This is a genomic window from Helicobacter bilis, assembly GCF_900198365.1.
In the GTDB taxonomy this organism is placed as follows: Bacteria; Campylobacterota; Campylobacteria; order Campylobacterales; family Helicobacteraceae; genus Helicobacter_A; species Helicobacter_A bilis_B.
This window is the reverse complement of the sequence record NZ_FZMS01000042.1, coordinates 20,703-38,421: the sequence shown is the minus strand read 5'-3', so window position 1 is coordinate 38,421 and position 17,719 is coordinate 20,703. Positions and strand designations below refer to the sequence as shown.

Sequence of the window (17,719 nt, the reverse complement as noted above, 5' to 3'; positions counted from 1 at the left end):
GCAAATATGACAAGAATTTTGGATTCTATGGGATTAATGTATAAAAAGAGTTCGTATCAAAACAAGCTATTTTTATCATATAGAATCTCATCATATAGATTTTGAATTTCATAGGATATTAAGCAAGAAATTGATACAATTACAGCTTTTAAAGGAGCAAATATATGGATAATTTACTAGACAATACGATAATTAAACCTGTTCGCATTGATGATTCTATAAAAGAGAGTTATCTTGATTATTCTATGAGTGTTATTGTCGGTAGAGCCTTGCCTAATGCAAGAGATGGATTAAAGCCTGTGCATAGACGCATACTTTACGCGATGAAGCATAATCTAGGGCTTACAAGTAGTGCGAAGTATAAAAAGTGTGCCAAGATTGTGGGGGAAGTAATGGGTAACTATCACCCACATGGCGACACGGCAATCTATGATGCACTTGTGAGAATGGCACAAGATTTTTCTATGCGTTTAGAGTTAGTTGATGGACAGGGTAACTTTGGGTCTATTGATGGTGATAAAGCCGCTGCTATGCGTTATACTGAAGCAAAGATGACAAAAGTCGGCGAAAGCATGTTATTTGATATAGAAAAAGACACGGTGGATTTTGTCCCAAACTATGATGGCTCTGAAAAAGAACCAGCTATACTGCCTACTAGATTCCCAAACTTGCTTGTAAATGGCTCTAATGGTATCGCTGTGGGAATGGCTACTTCTATCCCGCCACATAGACTTGATGAAGTGGTTGATGCACTGATTTATAGAATCGATAATCCACAAAGTGAAATTGAAGATATATTGCCTTTAATTGAGGGACCAGACTTTCCAACAGGTGGCATTATACATGGCAGACAGGGCATTATTGAAGCCTACAAGACAGGACGCGGTAGGATTAAGATTCGAGCAAAAGTGCATGTAGAAAAAACTAAAACAAAAGATGTTATCGTAGTTGATGAGATTCCATATCAAGTGAATAAAGCAAGGCTTTTTGAACAAATTGACACATTAGCAAAGGATAAAGTAGTAGAAGGTATCGCTGAAGTAAGAGATGAGTCTGATAAAGATGGTATGAGACTAGTTATCGAGCTAAAACGAGAAGCTATGAGCGAAATCGTGCTGAATCATCTCTATAAATCCAGTGCTATGGAGACTACTTTTGGGATTATACTGCTTGCTATTGAGGGCAGAGAGCCAAAGATATTTACGCTTTTAGAATTACTTGATATTTTCATCTCTCATAGAAAAACAATTGTTATCCGCCGCATTATATTTGAGTTAGAGAAAGCAAGGGCTAGAGTGCATATTTTAGAGGGATATAGAATCGCCCTTGAAAATATCGATGAGATTGTAGCCCTTATCCGTGCGAGTGAGAACCCAGAAAAAGCACAAAGTGAGCTTATGAGTCGCTTTAGCCTTACAGAGATTCAGAGTAAAGCTATATTAGAAATGCGATTGCAACGCTTAACAGGACTAGAGCGAGATAAGATAGAGAATGAATACAGGGAGCTTGTAGCCCTTATCGCTGAGTTAGAATCTATTCTAAGAAGTGAAGATAAGATTAATGGTGTGATTAAAGAAGAGTTGCTAGAAGTGCAGAAGCAATTCTCAAGCCCCAGAAGAACGCTTATTGAAGAAAATTATGATGCTATTGATATAGAAGATTTGATCCCAAATGAAGCAGTGGTTGTTACCATGAGTCATAGGGGCTATGTGAAGCGAGTGTTGCTAAAAACTTATGAAAAACAGCATCGTGGCGGTAAGGGCAAAATCAGCGGCAATACGCATGATGATGACTTTATACAATCTTTTTTTGTAGCAAATACGCATGATACCATTATGTTTATCACAAACCGCGGACAGCTTTACTGGCTAAAAGTGTATAGAATCCCAGAAGCAGGAAGGACAGCAATCGGCAAAGCAGTGGTAAATCTCATAGGCTTGCAAGATGGCGAAAAGATTATGACGACCATTACCACAAGTGATTTTAATGAAGATAAATCGCTTGTATTCTTCACAAAAAATGGCATTGTAAAACGCACAAATCTAAGCGAATATAAAAATATCCGCAATAATGGCGTAAGGGCAATCAATCTTGATGAAGATGATGAACTCATCAGTGCTAGCATTATAGATTCTAGTGTGAAAGAGCTTTTTATCGCTACAAAAGAGGGGCAGTGTATCCGCTTTGCCGCAGATTCTATACGCGATATTGGCAGGGTTGCTAGGGGCGTTATTGGCATTAAATTTAAAGTAGCAAATGATAGCGTTATCGCGGCGACAACGATTAAAGGCGATGAAGATAAGCTATTAAGCATTAGTGAATTAGGCATTGGTAAGCAGACATTAGCAGGAAGTTACAGCACGATTAATCGTGGTGGAAAAGGTGTCATTGCTATGAAGCTTACAAATAAAACAGGTAAGCTTGTAAGTGTTTTAAGCGTAAATGATTCTAATATGGATTTAATGGTGCTAACCACTTCAGGCAAGATGATACGCGTGCCTTTAGAATCTATAAGGGAAGCAGGACGCAATACAAGCGGTGTAAAAATCGTTAGCCTTGGGAATAAGGATAAAGTGGCATTTGCAAGTATTTGCAACAAAGAAGAGAGTGAAGAAGACAGCGAATCTAGCACGGGACCAACGCTTAATTTTCCAGAATGATTATAAGATTCTAAACACAGGATTTAAGAATGAACTTTTTTAGCGAAACACAAAACACAATAAATGAAGATATTTTTTTAGAAAATTACAACAAAGCCCTTGCGGCATTAACACAATGTCAAAGCAGTAAGAATATAAACTCATGCTTTACATGCAGTATGCTTTTTGATTGCACGATACGAGAGCAATATGTAAGTGCCACTTATGAAAGCATGAGTAAAGGCGAGGAAGGGGCATTTGACTTTAATTAAATCATTCTAAGAATGAGTTTATAATCTAGCTTTTAAGGATTTTTATATCTTTATTTGGTGTTATCTTTATCAAAGGCTATAAGCATTATTTTTCATATCTTTAAATTAAGACTATTAGCATGAAGATGTAAAGCCACGAGATTTCATACAAGTAAATACAAACTAAATAAGTTTCCATCAATAGCAAGTCTATTGCTTTGTTATGTCATATTCACATTTATAGCGGTTTAATAAGATTCTATCTTGTGCGCCAAATACATTTGCTATTGCCTCTAGCATGGAATCCGCCTTCTCATCATCTGCCATTGCTTTGATTTTCATTGTTGGAGCGTGCAGAAACTCATTAAATGTGCTATGCAATAATTTCTCAACATTCTCTCTCAAAGCTTCTGGGATAAAGCCTTTTTTAATCGCACGATTAATCTCTTTATAACTTGCAAGTTTTGCTTGTTCTCTCATCGCCTTAATCACAGGATTTACGCCAAGCCCAGATAGCCAATGTGTAAAATCAAGCACAAACTGCCCGACTATACCCATCGCCATTTTTGCACTCTCTTTTCTTGCGTTAATGTGTGTAGCTGCTTTGCTTTTTAAACTATCCACATCAATCACCTCTATATTATCATAGCCTAAAGCCTGCAATTTAGCAGTGTCAAATGAGAGATTTCTAGGCATTGAGAGATCAAAAAATATGCGTTTTTTCTCCACTTTTTCTAGCATTTCATGCGTTACAATCACACCACCTGCCACCGCAAAAAAGATGACATCATACTCATTTATATGTGTTTGCAATAGAGTAAAATCAAGCAAAGAAACATGTTCTAAATTATGTGCTTGTAGCAATTCTTGCGCCTTTGTTTTTGTGCGATTACAAAGCGTGAGATTTACATCATGTTTCGCTAGATTCTTAAGACATAAAAGCCCCATTTCACCAACACCTACAACTAGAATCTTTGCATTTTTAAGCGTATTGTCTAAATATTCAAGCCCAAGATTCACAGCGATTGAAGCAACTGATACGGGATTTTTAGAAATATCTGTAAGCGTTCTCACTTGTGCAGCACATCGAAACGCAAAATGCAGCAGCCTTGTGAGTGCTTTCGCACATAGATTATTGTCATAGCTTAGTTTATATGCGGCTTTCATCTGTCCGCTAATCTGCGTCTCACCAATAACTACCGACATAAGAGAGCTTGCTACACTGAATACATGATGCACCGCATGGCTTTGCAATGCAATATGTGCGTTATCCTGCAAAATGTCCTTATTAATGCCCTTAAAATTTGCAAGTTTTGCGATGATTTCATGGCAGATTGTTAGAGCGTGATAGTTAGAATCCCGATTGTCATTACTTTCTAAAATAGCTTTATCTTGACAAGAAGTTACATGCAGTGTTTCATCATGTCTTAAATGGTAATGATTAGATTCTGTAGTCTTAATCTCATTTTGTGTTACAATGAGATCTTTAGAATCTTTTGTTGCTATACCTTGCAAATACACATAGATTTCACATCTATTGCAAGTCGCAAGCAGCATAGATTCTAGGATACCATCGATATTATTTAGTTGTTTAAGTAGCGTAATGGTATCAGTATCATCAAAGTGCAACTTCTCTCGCAAAGCCACACCCACATTTTTATGCGAAAAGCTTATAACCGCATACATCATATCCCTTTCATTAAAAATCTCGCTCAATCATAGCTTGCATAATGGCATAGAGTTTTTGATTATTCAGCACAGAAGCGATATGTAATGCCTTATTGCCATACTCCAATGCTTTTTCTCGTGCTTTCTGCAATGGGGAATCTAGTAGCAAATCTTTTAGTTCTTGTGCGTCTTTTGCGTTTAAATCTTGTTTAAAGAGTGATTTTAACCACGCTTTTTTTTCTTTTGAGAGTGCATGATAAAGGTAGATATAAGGAAGTGTTGTCTTACCTGATTTAAAATCGCTTAGGGCTGGTTTGCCAAGCTTTGTGCTATCTTGTGTAATGTCTAAAATATCATCTATGATTTGAAATGCCATGCCTAGATTAAAGCCGTAGTCGTAGTAAAGTTTGTGTATATCTTTGCTAGAATTTAGAATCTTGTAATATTGCGTGTCAAGCAAAACATCTTTATTTAAGCTATTTTTAGATTCTATACTAGAGTTTTTTGCACACTCAACATGGTAAGCCATCGTAGAATCTAGTATCCCTCCATTTTGTCCGCTAGATTCTGTATCCATATTTTTAGAATCTAAATTCACTTCATCTTTTAATAATGCCGCACATTCGGCACTTGCAGCAATCAAACTCGCACTTTTATGTCCTATCATGCTAAGATATTTTTCTTCATATTCATTAAAACTTTGTTCTAGATTTACATCTTCTAGCTCACCAACGCTTAATTCTACAACACTTTTTGATAGCGATTGTGCGATGCTTTTTGAAAAATGTGAGAGTTCAAAAAACGCACGAGAATAGAGAATGTCTCCTAGCATAATCGCATTTTTATTGCCAAATTGTGCATTAAGGCTAGGCTTTCCACGCCTCAAATCACTTGAATCTATCACATCATCATGCAATAACGACGCACTTTGTATAAGCTCAATAATCGCACAAAGCCGATATGCCTCATCGCCATCAACAATGCTTAACACAAGCTTAGATCGAAGCATTTTCCCACTTTCTAAATGCTTATACAAAGTAAGCGCTTCATCGCTATTAATATCTGCAATCATCTCTGTGGCAAGCTTTGCAATCCTATCAAGCTCCATTATATTCCTTTATATGTGTGCCATGTTTTTAAAATTCTAAATGCAAACTATTATTTTAACATGAAAAAGGCTATTTTTGATAATTTAGATTCTAAAGCTATGTGTTTTCCTCTGTTTGCTTTTGTGTTTATATGGCATAAATTACTTAAAAAACACAAAGTTTAGAACATGCTTACAAAATCTGTATATAATCCAAAACTTCTGACATTATGGAACTCATTTTGTTTCACATATCACAAACTACACAATACAGAAGGAAGTATGCAGCAAAACATTTACACAATACATGATAAAAAAGATTCCATCGCAACGCTTTTGCATATTATAGAATCTAATATGCAAAGTATGCAAGAAAAAAATGTAGCACAATACAGCATTCATGCTGAAGTATTTGGCATGATACAAGGCGTTGGGTTTCGCCCATTTGTAGCAACTCTAGCTCATGCCCTGCATTTACATGGCTTTGTGTATAATCAAAGTGGTAGCACACTTATAGCCCTGCATATATCCACACAAAAAGAATGCAAAAGAGAATCTATCCTGCTTTTTTACACCGCATTGCTACTTGCTTGCAAATACACTATAAACCCTAGCACACAAGAGCTTTCTATCATACAAAAAGCACATAGTATTTTAGAACACCTACACATACCAAAACAAGCTTATATCACCTCATTGCATATCACAATGAATACAGATACAGCCCACACACAAGGCTTTCATATTTTAGAATCAAATGTAACGCAACATGCAATACAAGCCCATATCCCCCTTGATACAAAAGTGTGTGAATCTTGCCTAAAAAATATGCGTGATGAAAACTCCAGATTCCATAACTATCCATTTGTTGCATGTGTGAATTGCGGTGCGAGATATAGCATATTACACCAGCTTCCTTATGATAGGAAAAATACAAGCATGAGTGATATGGCACTTTGCATAGATTGTGATAAAGACTATAAGAATCTAGCTAATAGACGCTTTCACACAGAACCATTAAGCTGCAATAACTGCGCTATTAAAGTGGAATTTTATCGCTATAATCACCATGAAAAACACTATGATTTAGACGCTATAAAAACCCTTGCTAAAGCGCTTATGCAAAATAATATTGTATTATTTAAAGGGCTTGGTGGCTTTGCCTATATCGCAAATGCAAGAAGTAAAGAAGCATTGCAAAAGGTAAGAAGCATTAAAAACAGATTGCATAAACCCTTTGTCGTTATGGCAAATATGCCTACTTTACGCACAATATCCCTGCTTACCCCACAGCTTGAATCTTTACTCACATCAAAAGAAGCCCCGATAGTCATTGTCCCAAAACACCCACAATATAACCTTAGCGATGAGGTGAGTAGTTTGCAGACTATTGGCGTTGTGATTCCATATACGGCTATGCTTACGCTACTATTTTCATATCTGCCGCCTGATTTTGCAATGATTTATACTTCAGCGAATAATAAAGGTGAGATGATTGCTACCACACTGCATAATCTAGCCCTTGATAGAATCGTGGATATTGCAGAATCATTATATATACTTGACTATAATCGTGAGATTCTAAACTGCGTTGATGATAGCATTTTGCTAGGTATTGATACGACAGAGATTGTGGAAGATCATGCGTTTGAGTGCGGCAATGAGCTTTTGGAGCGAAATTTACAGAATCTAGAAACTATGATAGCGTGTCATATTGAGCATAGCGAAATATCTAACACGGAATCTAAAAGAGATATTTCGTGCTTACGCACTCAATATGACAAGATTCTAGATTCTTATCCAAATGGGTGGGTGCAGGGCGTAGGGGTGCAAAATTGCAAGAAACTAGATTCTACAAAAACGCACCCTAAACCCTGCACCCACCCAGATTCGGTAGAGAATCTAGATTCCATAAATCTAGCACATAACACACAAATCAACTCACATTCTCTAAGCATAAGGGCTATGCGTATATCTCGTGGATTTGCACCATTGCATATTACAAGCGATACGATTAACTCAAACAACTTTAGTTCAAATGTAAGCCATGCAAATGCCACTTATTTAGAGAATATTCACACAAATACCCCCCATCAAAGCATATCTCATACAAACACTCTTCAAACAAAGAATCTCAACTCAAAGATTTTCCACCTAAACACACTATCCGCTGCATTTGGTGCAATGCAAAAAAGCTCAATTGCCTTTGGATTTCATAATCATATTATAGTAAGTCCTTATATGGGCGATTTATTTACCCCCTATAATGTAGCAAATTTTAGAAAAACTTATGATTACTTCAGCACAATCTATGGCACACCACAAGCCCTAATCGCTGATAAGCATAATCAATATATAAGCACACAAATCGCAAAAGAGATAGCAAAAGATTCTAAAATCCCACTCTTTCAAGTCGCACATCATCACGCACATTTTAATACCCTTTTGCTTGAATCTAGCATGAAAAAAGGGGTTGGCGTTATCTTTGATGGGAGTGGAATGGGTGATGATGGCACACTTTGGGGCGGTGAGTTTCTATGTGGAGATTCTAAACAGGTAGAGAGAATCTTGCATTTCAAACCTTTTAAAATACTTGGTGGTGAAAAGCATATCAAAGACTGCAAAAGGCTTGCTTATAGCTATGCCATCTGTAATGATATAGCCCCACTTAAAGATTTTATAGAATCTAGCTATGATGAGAATGAACGCAAGGCACTACAAGCACTGCATAACACAGGTTTTAATAGCCCTTTGTGTAGCTCTGTTGGGAGGTTGTTTGATATAGCTGGGTTTATCTTGGGCTTAGAAAGGCTATCCTATGAGGCACAAAGTGGCGAACTCATCGCATCAAATACACTCAAACTCGCCTATGATATACTCACGCATAAAAACCAGACAATCAACTATGATACCCTTATGCGAACTTTCTCTAACATGTCCTATAATCCATATCCCTTTCATATCACACAAAATATGATCGATATGAATGAGTGTATAGAAATGATGTTTAAAGATCAGCAAACAAGTAAAAATAGAGACATGATAGCTGCTAGATTCATAGATACACTTGCGTATTGCATTTTAGAATCTTTAAAGCATATTGGCACAGATTATGCCTTTTTTGGTGGCGGTGTATTTGCAAATTACGCCCTTTGCATACGAGTAAAAAAGCTTTTGCAAGCACATAGTATAAAAGCCTTTTTCCCAAAACTGCCATGTAGCGATTATAGCATTAGCATAGGACAACTTATGTATTTGCAACATTTTGTGTAGGGGTGTGTTGTGAAACTTCGCATAACTACTAAATATGTGAAAACTTACTTAGTACAAATGAAGCATAAATTAAATAATGAAATTAGAATCTACAACGGGGCATACATGCTTCATTAATCAATATAATTTTTAGTTATAATGCTTAAAGCGTTTTTTGGATAGATTACTCACAGATTCACATAAGCAAAAATATGTTTTATATGCTGCAGCAAATAAGGAAACAATATGACAAGAATTATATGTGCTTTACCAATGATATTTTGCATTGGCTATGCACAAACTAGCACAATAGATTCTAATACTGAAGCATTAAACATACAAAATAATAACGAAACACAAAATACCGCACAGAATAACAGCACGATACACAATCTCTCACAAGACACACACAATGATAAAACAACACAAAGCATACAAAAAAGGGCGAGTTTATCTCCCGTTGTGGTTGTATCGCAATGGAAAAAGGATAGTCTAAATTCGCCTTTAAGCATTGAATTATATGGTAAAGACACGATGCTTCATAATGGCGATATAGCAAAGTCTATGCTATCTATCCCCGGGTTTTCTATGACTAGAAAAGGTGGCGGGGGCAGTGAGATATTTTTCCGCTCCCAAGGGGCTTCAAGGCTTCCTATCTTTTTAAATGGTGGTAGCTTAAATGGTGCATGTGGTGGCAGAATGGATACGACAATCACCTATACTTTTCCAGAGAATTACAATAGAATCAGCATCTATAAAGGACCACAAGATGTGCGTTATGGGGCGTTAGTTGCTGGTGGAGTGCTATTTGAGAGGGATATAACAAGGCTAAAAAATCCAAGCTTTCATGCGGAAGCAAGTGGGCTTTATGGGAGTTTCAATCGCCTTGATATAAACGCAAATGCCATTATAGGCAATAAATATGGCTCACTTCAAGCCATACTCTCGCATTATTCTGCTGATGATTATAAAGCAGGGGGTAATAAAAGTGTGCATTCAGCATATAATAGGGAATCTATTAGTCTAATCGGCACGATAACGCCCACAGAAAATGTGGCAATAGAGCTTGATATAGATATGGGCAGGGGCTTTGCATCGTATGCAGATAGGGGCATGGATGCTCGCACTTTTGATAGAATGTCTTATAATCTCAAGTATCAGCAACACTTCAATGAAACCTTTGATTTGCTTGATATACGCGCTTGGTATAATGAGATAGATCATATTATGGATAATTTCTCTCATCGCTCTGCTAATGGGGTGTATAAACTAAGCAATCCAAAAAGGACAAATATCGGTGGTAGGATTGAGAGTAAGTTCTATATTAATGATATGTTTGAGTTATATGTTGGATCAAGTTATGGTAATGATTCTCATGCGATAAGAACGTCTGGATATAAAAATAGTGAAAATGAAGCAAATGCTACGCTAAATACGCCTTATAAAGCAAACTTTCTTTTTGAAAATGTGGGGGTTTTTACACAAGGGGCGCATTTACCAGATTCTAACTTTGCTATTTTCTTTGGTGCTAGATATGATTATGTTTCTACACTCAAGCATGGCACAAAGACAAGGCTACACAATAATCTTTTCAGTGCTTTTAGTCGCTATGAGCAGTATTTGGGTAAGGCTACAATGTATGCGGGGCTTGGTGTAGCACAGAGAGCACCAGACTTTTGGGAGAGAAGTAAAAGTGGCGGTATGAATCTAGCCGCTGAAACAAACACGCAAATTGATATGGGGATAGTCTATAAAGATACAAACTATAATGGAAAGGCAAGTCTCTTTGCTTCATATATGCCAAATTATATTGCCCTGTATTATGGGACTAGCACGAGTGTGTTTAATACAAATGCTATGCTTTTTGGAGGCGAGATTGAGGGGGAATATATCTTTTTAGATTCTATCCATCTTTATGGTTCTCTAGCTTATACTTACGGACAGAATCTTACTTCATATTATGGCATAGATTCTGTATTAAAAGCTGGAATGCCTTTGCCACAGATTGCACCATTGCAGGGGCAATTCTCCCTTTTTTATGATAGTAATAATTGGTTGTTGCGTTTTGATGTCTTATTTAATGCAGCACAATATCGCTATGCGCTAAATTTTGGCAATGTAGTTGGCAAGGATTTTGGAGAAAGCAAAGCCTTTGCTACACTCAATCTTTATGGTGGCTATACTTTTAAAAATGTAACCCTACTTGCAGGTATAGATAATATCACAGATACACTCTATGCTTATCATCTCTCAAAATATGGGAGTGAAGCTAGTCTTGGTGTAGAGCCTACGAGTAGAATCTATGAACCCGGCAGAAGCATTTGGGCGAAGCTAAGGGTGAGATTGTAAAGTTTAAAGTGGCTACATGATATTTTAAAAACAGAAATTTATCATTCATGAAAAAACATAAAATCATTATCTTGCTTACTCAATGAAATACAATCTCACTAAATTCTAAGATAAAGCATATAGGGTTAAGAAGTTGATATAAAATTTGGATATAATGAGGACTTATAAAGCATGTTTTAAAGATTCTAAGTCTAGTTTCTTTACTTAGTTAAATACAACAATATTTTATCACATATTCTCAAGGAAATATATGGATTTTTTAACAAATATTTTTCAAACTATCACTTCACTCATTCATATAGACCAAATTGTTTTTTTATTGCATGACTCACCATTTATTTATATTATTACGATTGCTTTATTTTGCTGTGTGATGCTGCTTATGAGTGTGTTTTCATCATATAAGATTCTAAATTTACAGATATTATTTGCTTGGATTCTCTCTTGTGTTATAACCTTTATCTATCTTGTCAATTCACACACAGATATGGAGCAGATAAAGCTTAGTGCTGCACTTCACTCACAAATTATTTTATCATTTTCTAGCATTATTATATTGCTTGTATTTTATCTCTTGGGATTAGTTAGCACAAAGCCTTTTAAAGCTAGGAAAAATTTTGGACGACATACATGGTGGGTTAGCATTGTCCGCTTTATTGTTGTGCTTGCATTTTGTTGCGTGTTTAATATCGGCTTATTTGTAGCTTCTGCTTTGTTTTATTTGTAGTAAAATAGAGAATCCTTTGCTATAATACCACGATATTTTTACAAAAGCCTTGTAACCTTAAAAACAGATTAAAAATATGGAGAATTGAAGTTTGAATTTTTCAGTGCCTGCTACCAGTGCAAATTTAGGACCGGGATTTGATTGTCTAGGCATATCATTAGGGTTTCGCAATTATTTTAGCATAGAAGAAGCAAAAGAACAGCATATTACTATCAGCGGTGAAGGGAAGATGAATCCACATTTCACGCAAGATAATACATTTGTAAGAATCTTTATGCACACATATAAAAAGCTTGGCGGCAAGTCCCAATTTCACTTTACATTTCAAAATAATATACCTGTGGCAAGAGGTATGGGATCATCGAGTGCTATTATCGTTGGAGCGATTTTTAGTGCGTTTAAAATGGCAGGAAAGATACCAAATAAAGATGAAGTATTAAATCTTTCTTTACATCATGAAAATCACCCTGATAATATCACACCAGCGACTATGGGCGGCTTTAATGCAAGTTTTTTAAAGACACATAATAATAAATCAAAAGTAGTCTATTTGCGTCAAAATATGCCAAAGAATCTTAAAGCTGTAATGGTAGTCCCCTATCAGCCTATGTCTACCAAAAAAGCAAGAGGCATATTGCCAAAAGCTTATAGTGTGCAAGATTGTGTCTTTAATCTCTCTCATGCTTCGGTTTTAAGTCTTGCCTTTGGTATGCAAAGATGGGATTTATTGCGTGAGGGCTCACTTGATAGAATGCACGAGCAAGTCCGTATGGCAACCTTTCCTATACTTTTTGAGATTCAAAAACATGCTTTGCAAAATGGTGCGCTTATGAGCACACTCTCTGGCAGTGGCTCTTCTATGTTTAATCTATGTCATAGCGATGATGCAAGGCGATTAGCAAGGCAACTTATTTCTAGATTCTCAAAATTTCGCATTTTAACATTTGATTTTGACAATGATGGTGTTAAGATTGAGAAAGGATAGGTGCATGTGAGTAAGGTTACACGATACTATGCTACAAAAAGTGTGCGTATGTGTGTTGCATGTAGGCAGAGGGATTTACAAAGAAACCTCATACGATTTAAAGCCCTAGAATCTGCATTGCAACTTTATGATGGTAGCGGGCGAAGTTTTTATGTATGTTATATGTGTTTGCCACAACGCAAAACACAGCAAATTGTTAAGAGGATTGTTAAAAAAGCAGGGAATCTGCAAGAACAAATCGAGGAGATAGTGCAAATATGTCAAAAGTAAGTATTAAAGAAATCGCAGATGAAGCTGCAAAAAATCCAAAAGATATACTCGATAAAGCTAAAGAATTGGGCTTTAAGGTGCGAAATGTATCAAGCACTATTACAACAGAAGAAGCAGAAATGCTTTATAACTACATTACAACAGGAAGTTTGCCAGAAGGTTTTGTGCCAGCGACTGAAAAAACAAAGGCTAAAAAAGATTCTAAGGCTAAACAAACAGATAAAAATGATGACGCACAAACTGAAGCAGAAACTGACATTACAGCACAAAAAGCCACAAAAAAGCAAAAATCAACCAAAAAAGATACACAAGAAACATTAAACGAAGATGAAACACAAGCTACACCAAAGGCGGTGCAAACAAGTGATATTAAACCTAAAAAATCTATCCAGATTGTAAGAAGGGGTGATGAAGAGCCACAAAAAGTAGTAGCTAAAACACAAACAGAAAATACAATAAAAAAAGAGCAATCCAGCACAGCCATCATCGAAACAACAGCTAAAGAAACCATACACACAGAAACAACTTTAAAAGAAACAAAGCAAGAAGCACCAGTAAAGCCTATAGAATCTACACCAAGCACAGAGGAAAAAAGAGATTCTGAACTCCCACAAGGGATAGACCCAAGTCAATTAAGAAAGCCACGAATAAGCGCAATCCGTGTAATCAGTAAAAATGACGAAGCCCAAACAACGAGCAAAAAGAAAGATGATTCAAATTCTAGTTTGCGTAGTGCTACACAAATACTTGATACCTTAAAGAATGTTGAACGCAAAGAAAAGGTAAAAAAGAAAAAGGACAAAAACACAAATAAACCGCAGCAAAAGCACTCTTCACACATTATCAGCATGGAACGCGATATGGGTGGCTTTGGCTATGATGATGAGCAAGATGAAATCATGCTTATTGATTTATACGAAGATAGTAGCCCAAAAGAGAGTTTTGAAGAAGAAAGGGTAAAGAAAAATGAGTTAAACGATAAGATTAAAGTCAATCGTTATAGCCCATGGATGAAAGAAGGCTCAATTGCTAGACCTTCAAGAGGCAAGGGTAGAAAAATGCGTAATAATAAGGGTAAAGAACAAGCAGAAGCCATCACTTCCCTTGTGTTGCCTGAAGAGATACGCGTATATGAGTTTGCTGAAAAGGCAAATCTAGAGTTAGGCAATGTGCTTGGCAAACTCTTTTTGCTTGGTGTGAAAATGCTGAAAAATGACTTCCTTGATAAAGATACAATCGAGATTCTAGCGAGTGAATATAATATTGATGTAAGTATTCAAGCAAATGTGCCTTTAGTCGAAGAAGAAGAGATTATAGAATCTGATTTAGAGCATAGACCGCCTGTTGTTACGATTATGGGGCATGTAGATCATGGTAAGACTTCACTATTAGATTATATTAGAAACTCACGCATCGCAAGTAGCGAGGCAGGGGGAATCACCCAGCATATCGGTGCATATATGGTGCAGAAAAATGATAAATGGATAAGCTTTATTGATACACCCGGACATGAAGCATTTGCACAAATGAGAAGTCGTGGCGCACAAGTTACAGACATAGCTATCATTGTAATAGCAGCAGATGATGGGGTAAAGCAACAAAGCATTGAAGCCCTAAATCATGCAAAATCTGCGAATGTGCAAATCATCATCGCTATGAATAAAATGGATAAAGAAGGTGCAAATCCAGATAAGCTAAAAGCAGAGTGTGCAGAGCTAGGTTTCACGCCTATGGATTGGGGCGGTGAATATGAGTTTATCCCTATCAGTGCAAAGACAGGTGAGGGCGTAGATGTGCTTTTGGAAACAATCCTTATACAAGCAGAGATTCTAGAATTGAGGGCAAGTAAAAAGGCTAAAGCAAAAGCTATCGTGCTAGAGGGCAGTCAGCAGGTAGGTAAAGGATCTGTGGCAACTATTATCGTGCAGCAAGGTGTGCTAGAAATTGGGCAAAGCATTGTAGCAGATACTGCCTATGGTAAGGTAAGGACGCTAAAAGATGATACAGGCAAAAGCATTACCAGACTAGAGCCAAGTGGTGTAGCCCAAATCACTGGATTATCAGAGGTGCCAAGTGCTGGTGCATTATTGCAAGTGGTAGAAAATGATTCTATCGCAAGAGAGATGGCAAACAAAAGAAGTGCGTATTTGCGACAAAAACAACTCAGCAAAAGCACAAAAGTAACCTTTGATGAGTTAAGCTCAATGGTAGCAAAAGGACAGATTAAAAGTGTGCCAGTTATCCTGCGTGCTGATACGCAAGGAAGCCTTGAAGCAATTAAAGCAAGTTTAGAGGGATTAAATAATCAAGAAGTAGAAATCAATGTTATCAGCTTTGGTATCGGTGGAATCACACAAAGCGATTTAGACTTAGCAAATGCAAGTAGTAATTGTGTCGTGTTAGGCTTTAATGTCCGCCCAACAAATGAGATTAAGAATCTTGCGAAAGACTTAGGCATTACGATTAAAAGCTATGCGATTATTTATGATTTAATCGATGACATGAAAGCCTTATTAAGCGGGCTTATGTCGCCTATTATCGAAGAAGAAGTTGTGGGCAATGTGAGTGTAAGAGAGACTTTTGTAGTAGCAAAGCTTGGGACTATTGCAGGTTGCATGGTGCTTGATGGCAAGGTTGAAAAGAATTTAAGTGTGAGAGTTTTACGCAATGGTGTTGTATTATGGAGTGGCAAGATAGCAAGTCTCAAACGATTTAAAGATGATGTAAAAGAAGTGAGTAAGGGCTATGAATGCGGTATTATGCTTGAAGGCTTTAATGATATTTTGGCACAAGATGAATTTGAAATCTACAAAGAGATTGAAAAACAAAGGGTGCTGTGAGATTTGGATTCCATATATGCTTAGGTGCTATAAACTTTGACTCCCCCCCCCCCCATTTTTTTAAAGCCCTGCAGCCACAAATGAAATAGATTTTAAAGGTAGTATGAGGGTAATTGTTTGTTATAGTAAAATACCCAACATTCTAATAACTCTCACTCTCACTAGGAAAAACTGCATTTTTTACATCATTAGCATAGTTACGCACAGCTTCTTTTAACATACTTTTACCATCGCAATACTGCCTTACAAATTTAGGCTTAAACGCATCAAAAAAGCCAAAAGCATCACTCCATACAAGAATCTGCCCATCACAATGCACCCCTGCACCAATGCCAATAGTAGGCACTTTCACTGCTTGTGTAATCTTTCGTGCTACATTTGCTTTTACTCCCTCACAAAGTATGCCAAACACACCTGCTTCTTGCATAGCAATAGCGCTCTCTATTAACTCATTTTCTTCTATTTCATTTTTGCCTTTTACCTTAAATCCGCCTTCAAAACGCATAAATTGCGGCTTTAAACCGATATGAGCCATAACTGCGATCCCCTCACTGCAAAGGGCTTTTACAATATCAAGTTTATTAGAATCTACTTCTATTTTCAGTGCATCAACACTGCATTCCTTATAATATTTAAGCGCATTTTTTAATGCCATTTTCTTTGTCGCATAAGTCCCAAAGGGCATATCTCCAAGAATGAAAGAATGCTTTGCTCCAGCACACACCGCCTTTGTATGATAAATCATCTCATCAAGGCTTGCACGCAAAGTCTCACTCTCACCGCCAAAACTCATTTTAAGACTATCGCCGACTAAAATCACATCGACTTCACCATCAAAGATTCTCGCCATAAGTGCATCATAAGCCGTGATTGCTACAATTTTTTCCTTACCTTTTTTTGCACGAAGTGCATTTAGCGTTACTTTTTTGTCTAGCATTCTTATCTAACCTTGTATGAATTTTAGGGCTTTATTGTAGCATAACTTTCATAAAATCAAGTCGTAATAACGCCTATTCCACGAAGCCCAGAAATAATCATTTTAACCCCCATAGCTATGATAAACACAAGGGCTATGCGTGAAAAAATATATAAAATAAGTTTGCCAAATATCTTTTCAATAGTCGCTGCATAATGAAATAATGAAAACATAAATAAGAACGCACACATAATCGCCCCAATAGCAACTAACATGCTTTTATCTTCTGCGATAACAATGATAGTCGCAAGTGTGCCCGGACCCACAAGCATGGGGAATGCCATAGGGATAATGCTTTTGCGGAATAATTCATCAAACTTTAGATTCTGATAGCTTGAAAAATCTTGTATCGTGGAAGAAAAAAGCAGGTTTTTTAAACTCATAACAATAAGGATCAAACCCCCTGCAATACGCACATCATCAAGGCTTACACGAAACAAATATTTCATAATAAAAGACCCAGTAAATAAAAACACAAGCACAATGCAAAAAGCAGTAAAAACGATATTTCTAAACAGCTTTTTCCGCATGGGCTTTTTTACGCCCTCTGTCATTGAGATAAATTGCGGGAGATTACCAAAAGGATTTAAGACTGCAGTTACAGCGATCGCCCCAACAAACAATGCGTGTAAATCAGATTCCATACCGCTAAACATTTTACGACCTTTATTTCAA

At 36.8% G+C, this 17,719-nt stretch carries 12 protein-coding genes; 8 read left to right on the top strand and 4 right to left on the bottom strand.

The features are described from left to right. The first annotated feature begins 164 nt into the window (after positions 1–164). Together gyrA and C6H08_RS06545 are read left to right on the top strand one after the other, a co-directional pair. Positions 165–2,660, top strand: a complete 2,496-nt coding sequence (gene gyrA / locus C6H08_RS06550; protein ID WP_034580198.1) for a DNA topoisomerase (ATP-hydrolyzing) subunit A — start codon at positions 165–167, stop codon at positions 2,658–2,660. Between the two features lie 29 nt (positions 2,661–2,689). Further along, a complete protein-coding gene (locus C6H08_RS06545) occupies positions 2,690–2,911 on the top strand; it encodes a hypothetical protein (protein ID WP_004084153.1) in 222 nt (73 codons plus the stop codon). Between the two features lie 189 nt (positions 2,912–3,100). Here the strand turns inward: C6H08_RS06545 and hemA are convergent, their stop codons facing one another. Together hemA and C6H08_RS06535 are read right to left on the bottom strand one after the other, a co-directional pair. Further along, positions 3,101–4,576, bottom strand: a complete 1,476-nt coding sequence (gene hemA / locus C6H08_RS06540; RefSeq protein ID WP_034565503.1) for a glutamyl-tRNA reductase — start codon at positions 4,574–4,576, stop codon at positions 3,101–3,103. 13 nt (positions 4,577–4,589) lie between these two features. Beyond that, entirely contained in the window at positions 4,590–5,666 is a 1,077-nt protein-coding gene (locus C6H08_RS06535; protein WP_034565504.1) for a polyprenyl synthetase family protein, read from the bottom strand. A gap of 261 nt (positions 5,667–5,927) precedes the next feature. Here C6H08_RS06535 and C6H08_RS11965 point away from each other — a divergent pair, with 261 nt between their 5' ends. The 6 genes from C6H08_RS11965 to infB all read left to right on the top strand — a co-directional run bounded on the left by C6H08_RS11965 (position 5,928) and on the right by infB (position 16,068). Further along, positions 5,928–8,918 carry a Kae1-like domain-containing protein gene (locus C6H08_RS11965; protein WP_233708514.1) on the top strand — a complete coding sequence of 997 codons (2,991 nt, stop codon included), beginning with the start codon at positions 5,928–5,930 and terminating at the stop codon, positions 8,916–8,918. 225 nt (positions 8,919–9,143) lie between these two features. Further along, positions 9,144–11,246, top strand: a complete 2,103-nt coding sequence (locus C6H08_RS06520) for a TonB-dependent receptor domain-containing protein (RefSeq protein WP_080745700.1) — start codon at positions 9,144–9,146, stop codon at positions 11,244–11,246. A gap of 250 nt (positions 11,247–11,496) precedes the next feature. Continuing rightward, positions 11,497–11,973, top strand: a complete 477-nt coding sequence (locus tag C6H08_RS06515; RefSeq protein ID WP_034580199.1) for a hypothetical protein — start codon at positions 11,497–11,499, stop codon at positions 11,971–11,973. Between the two features lie 91 nt (positions 11,974–12,064). Beyond that, positions 12,065–12,958 (top strand): homoserine kinase, encoded by an 894-nt coding sequence (gene thrB / locus C6H08_RS06510; protein ID WP_104686144.1) that lies wholly within the window; start codon positions 12,065–12,067, stop codon positions 12,956–12,958. 6 nt (positions 12,959–12,964) lie between these two features. Beyond that, positions 12,965–13,228 (top strand): DUF448 domain-containing protein, encoded by a 264-nt coding sequence (locus tag C6H08_RS06505; RefSeq protein WP_052089079.1) that lies wholly within the window; start codon positions 12,965–12,967, stop codon positions 13,226–13,228. Continuing rightward, positions 13,216–16,068 (top strand): translation initiation factor IF-2, encoded by a 2,853-nt coding sequence (gene infB, locus C6H08_RS06500; protein ID WP_104686143.1) that lies wholly within the window; start codon positions 13,216–13,218, stop codon positions 16,066–16,068. Before C6H08_RS06505 ends, infB begins: the two co-directional genes overlap by 13 nt. Before the next feature lie 142 nt (positions 16,069–16,210). On the opposite strand, the gene panB is transcribed toward infB, so the two are convergent. Both panB and C6H08_RS06490 read right to left on the bottom strand, forming a co-directional pair. Continuing rightward, positions 16,211–17,005, bottom strand: a complete 795-nt coding sequence (gene panB, locus C6H08_RS06495; RefSeq protein ID WP_034562225.1) for a 3-methyl-2-oxobutanoate hydroxymethyltransferase — start codon at positions 17,003–17,005, stop codon at positions 16,211–16,213. Between the two features lie 56 nt (positions 17,006–17,061). Beyond that, positions 17,062–17,700, bottom strand: coding sequence for a MarC family protein (locus tag C6H08_RS06490; RefSeq protein ID WP_004084009.1), 639 nt, complete (start codon positions 17,698–17,700; stop codon positions 17,062–17,064). Positions 17,701–17,719 lie beyond the last annotated feature (19 nt).

Excerpts from the sequence above, each read along its gene's own strand:
- gyrA (WP_034580198.1), top strand. The coding sequence starts at position 165 with ATGGATAATTTACTAGACAATACGATAATTAAACCTGTTCGCATTGAT.
- C6H08_RS06545 (WP_004084153.1), top strand. The coding sequence starts at position 2,690 with ATGAACTTTTTTAGCGAAACACAAAACACAATAAATGAAGATATTTTT.
- hemA (WP_034565503.1), bottom strand. The coding sequence starts at position 4,576 with ATGTATGCGGTTATAAGCTTTTCGCATAAAAATGTGGGTGTGGCTTTG.
- C6H08_RS06535 (WP_034565504.1), bottom strand. The coding sequence starts at position 5,666 with ATGGAGCTTGATAGGATTGCAAAGCTTGCCACAGAGATGATTGCAGAT.
- C6H08_RS11965 (WP_233708514.1), top strand. The coding sequence starts at position 5,928 with ATGCAGCAAAACATTTACACAATACATGATAAAAAAGATTCCATCGCA.
- C6H08_RS06520 (WP_080745700.1), top strand. The coding sequence starts at position 9,144 with ATGACAAGAATTATATGTGCTTTACCAATGATATTTTGCATTGGCTAT.
- C6H08_RS06515 (WP_034580199.1), top strand. The coding sequence starts at position 11,497 with ATGGATTTTTTAACAAATATTTTTCAAACTATCACTTCACTCATTCAT.
- infB (WP_104686143.1), top strand. The coding sequence starts at position 13,216 with ATGTCAAAAGTAAGTATTAAAGAAATCGCAGATGAAGCTGCAAAAAAT.
- panB (WP_034562225.1), bottom strand. The coding sequence starts at position 17,005 with ATGCTAGACAAAAAAGTAACGCTAAATGCACTTCGTGCAAAAAAAGGT.
- C6H08_RS06490 (WP_004084009.1), bottom strand. The coding sequence starts at position 17,700 with ATGTTTAGCGGTATGGAATCTGATTTACACGCATTGTTTGTTGGGGCG.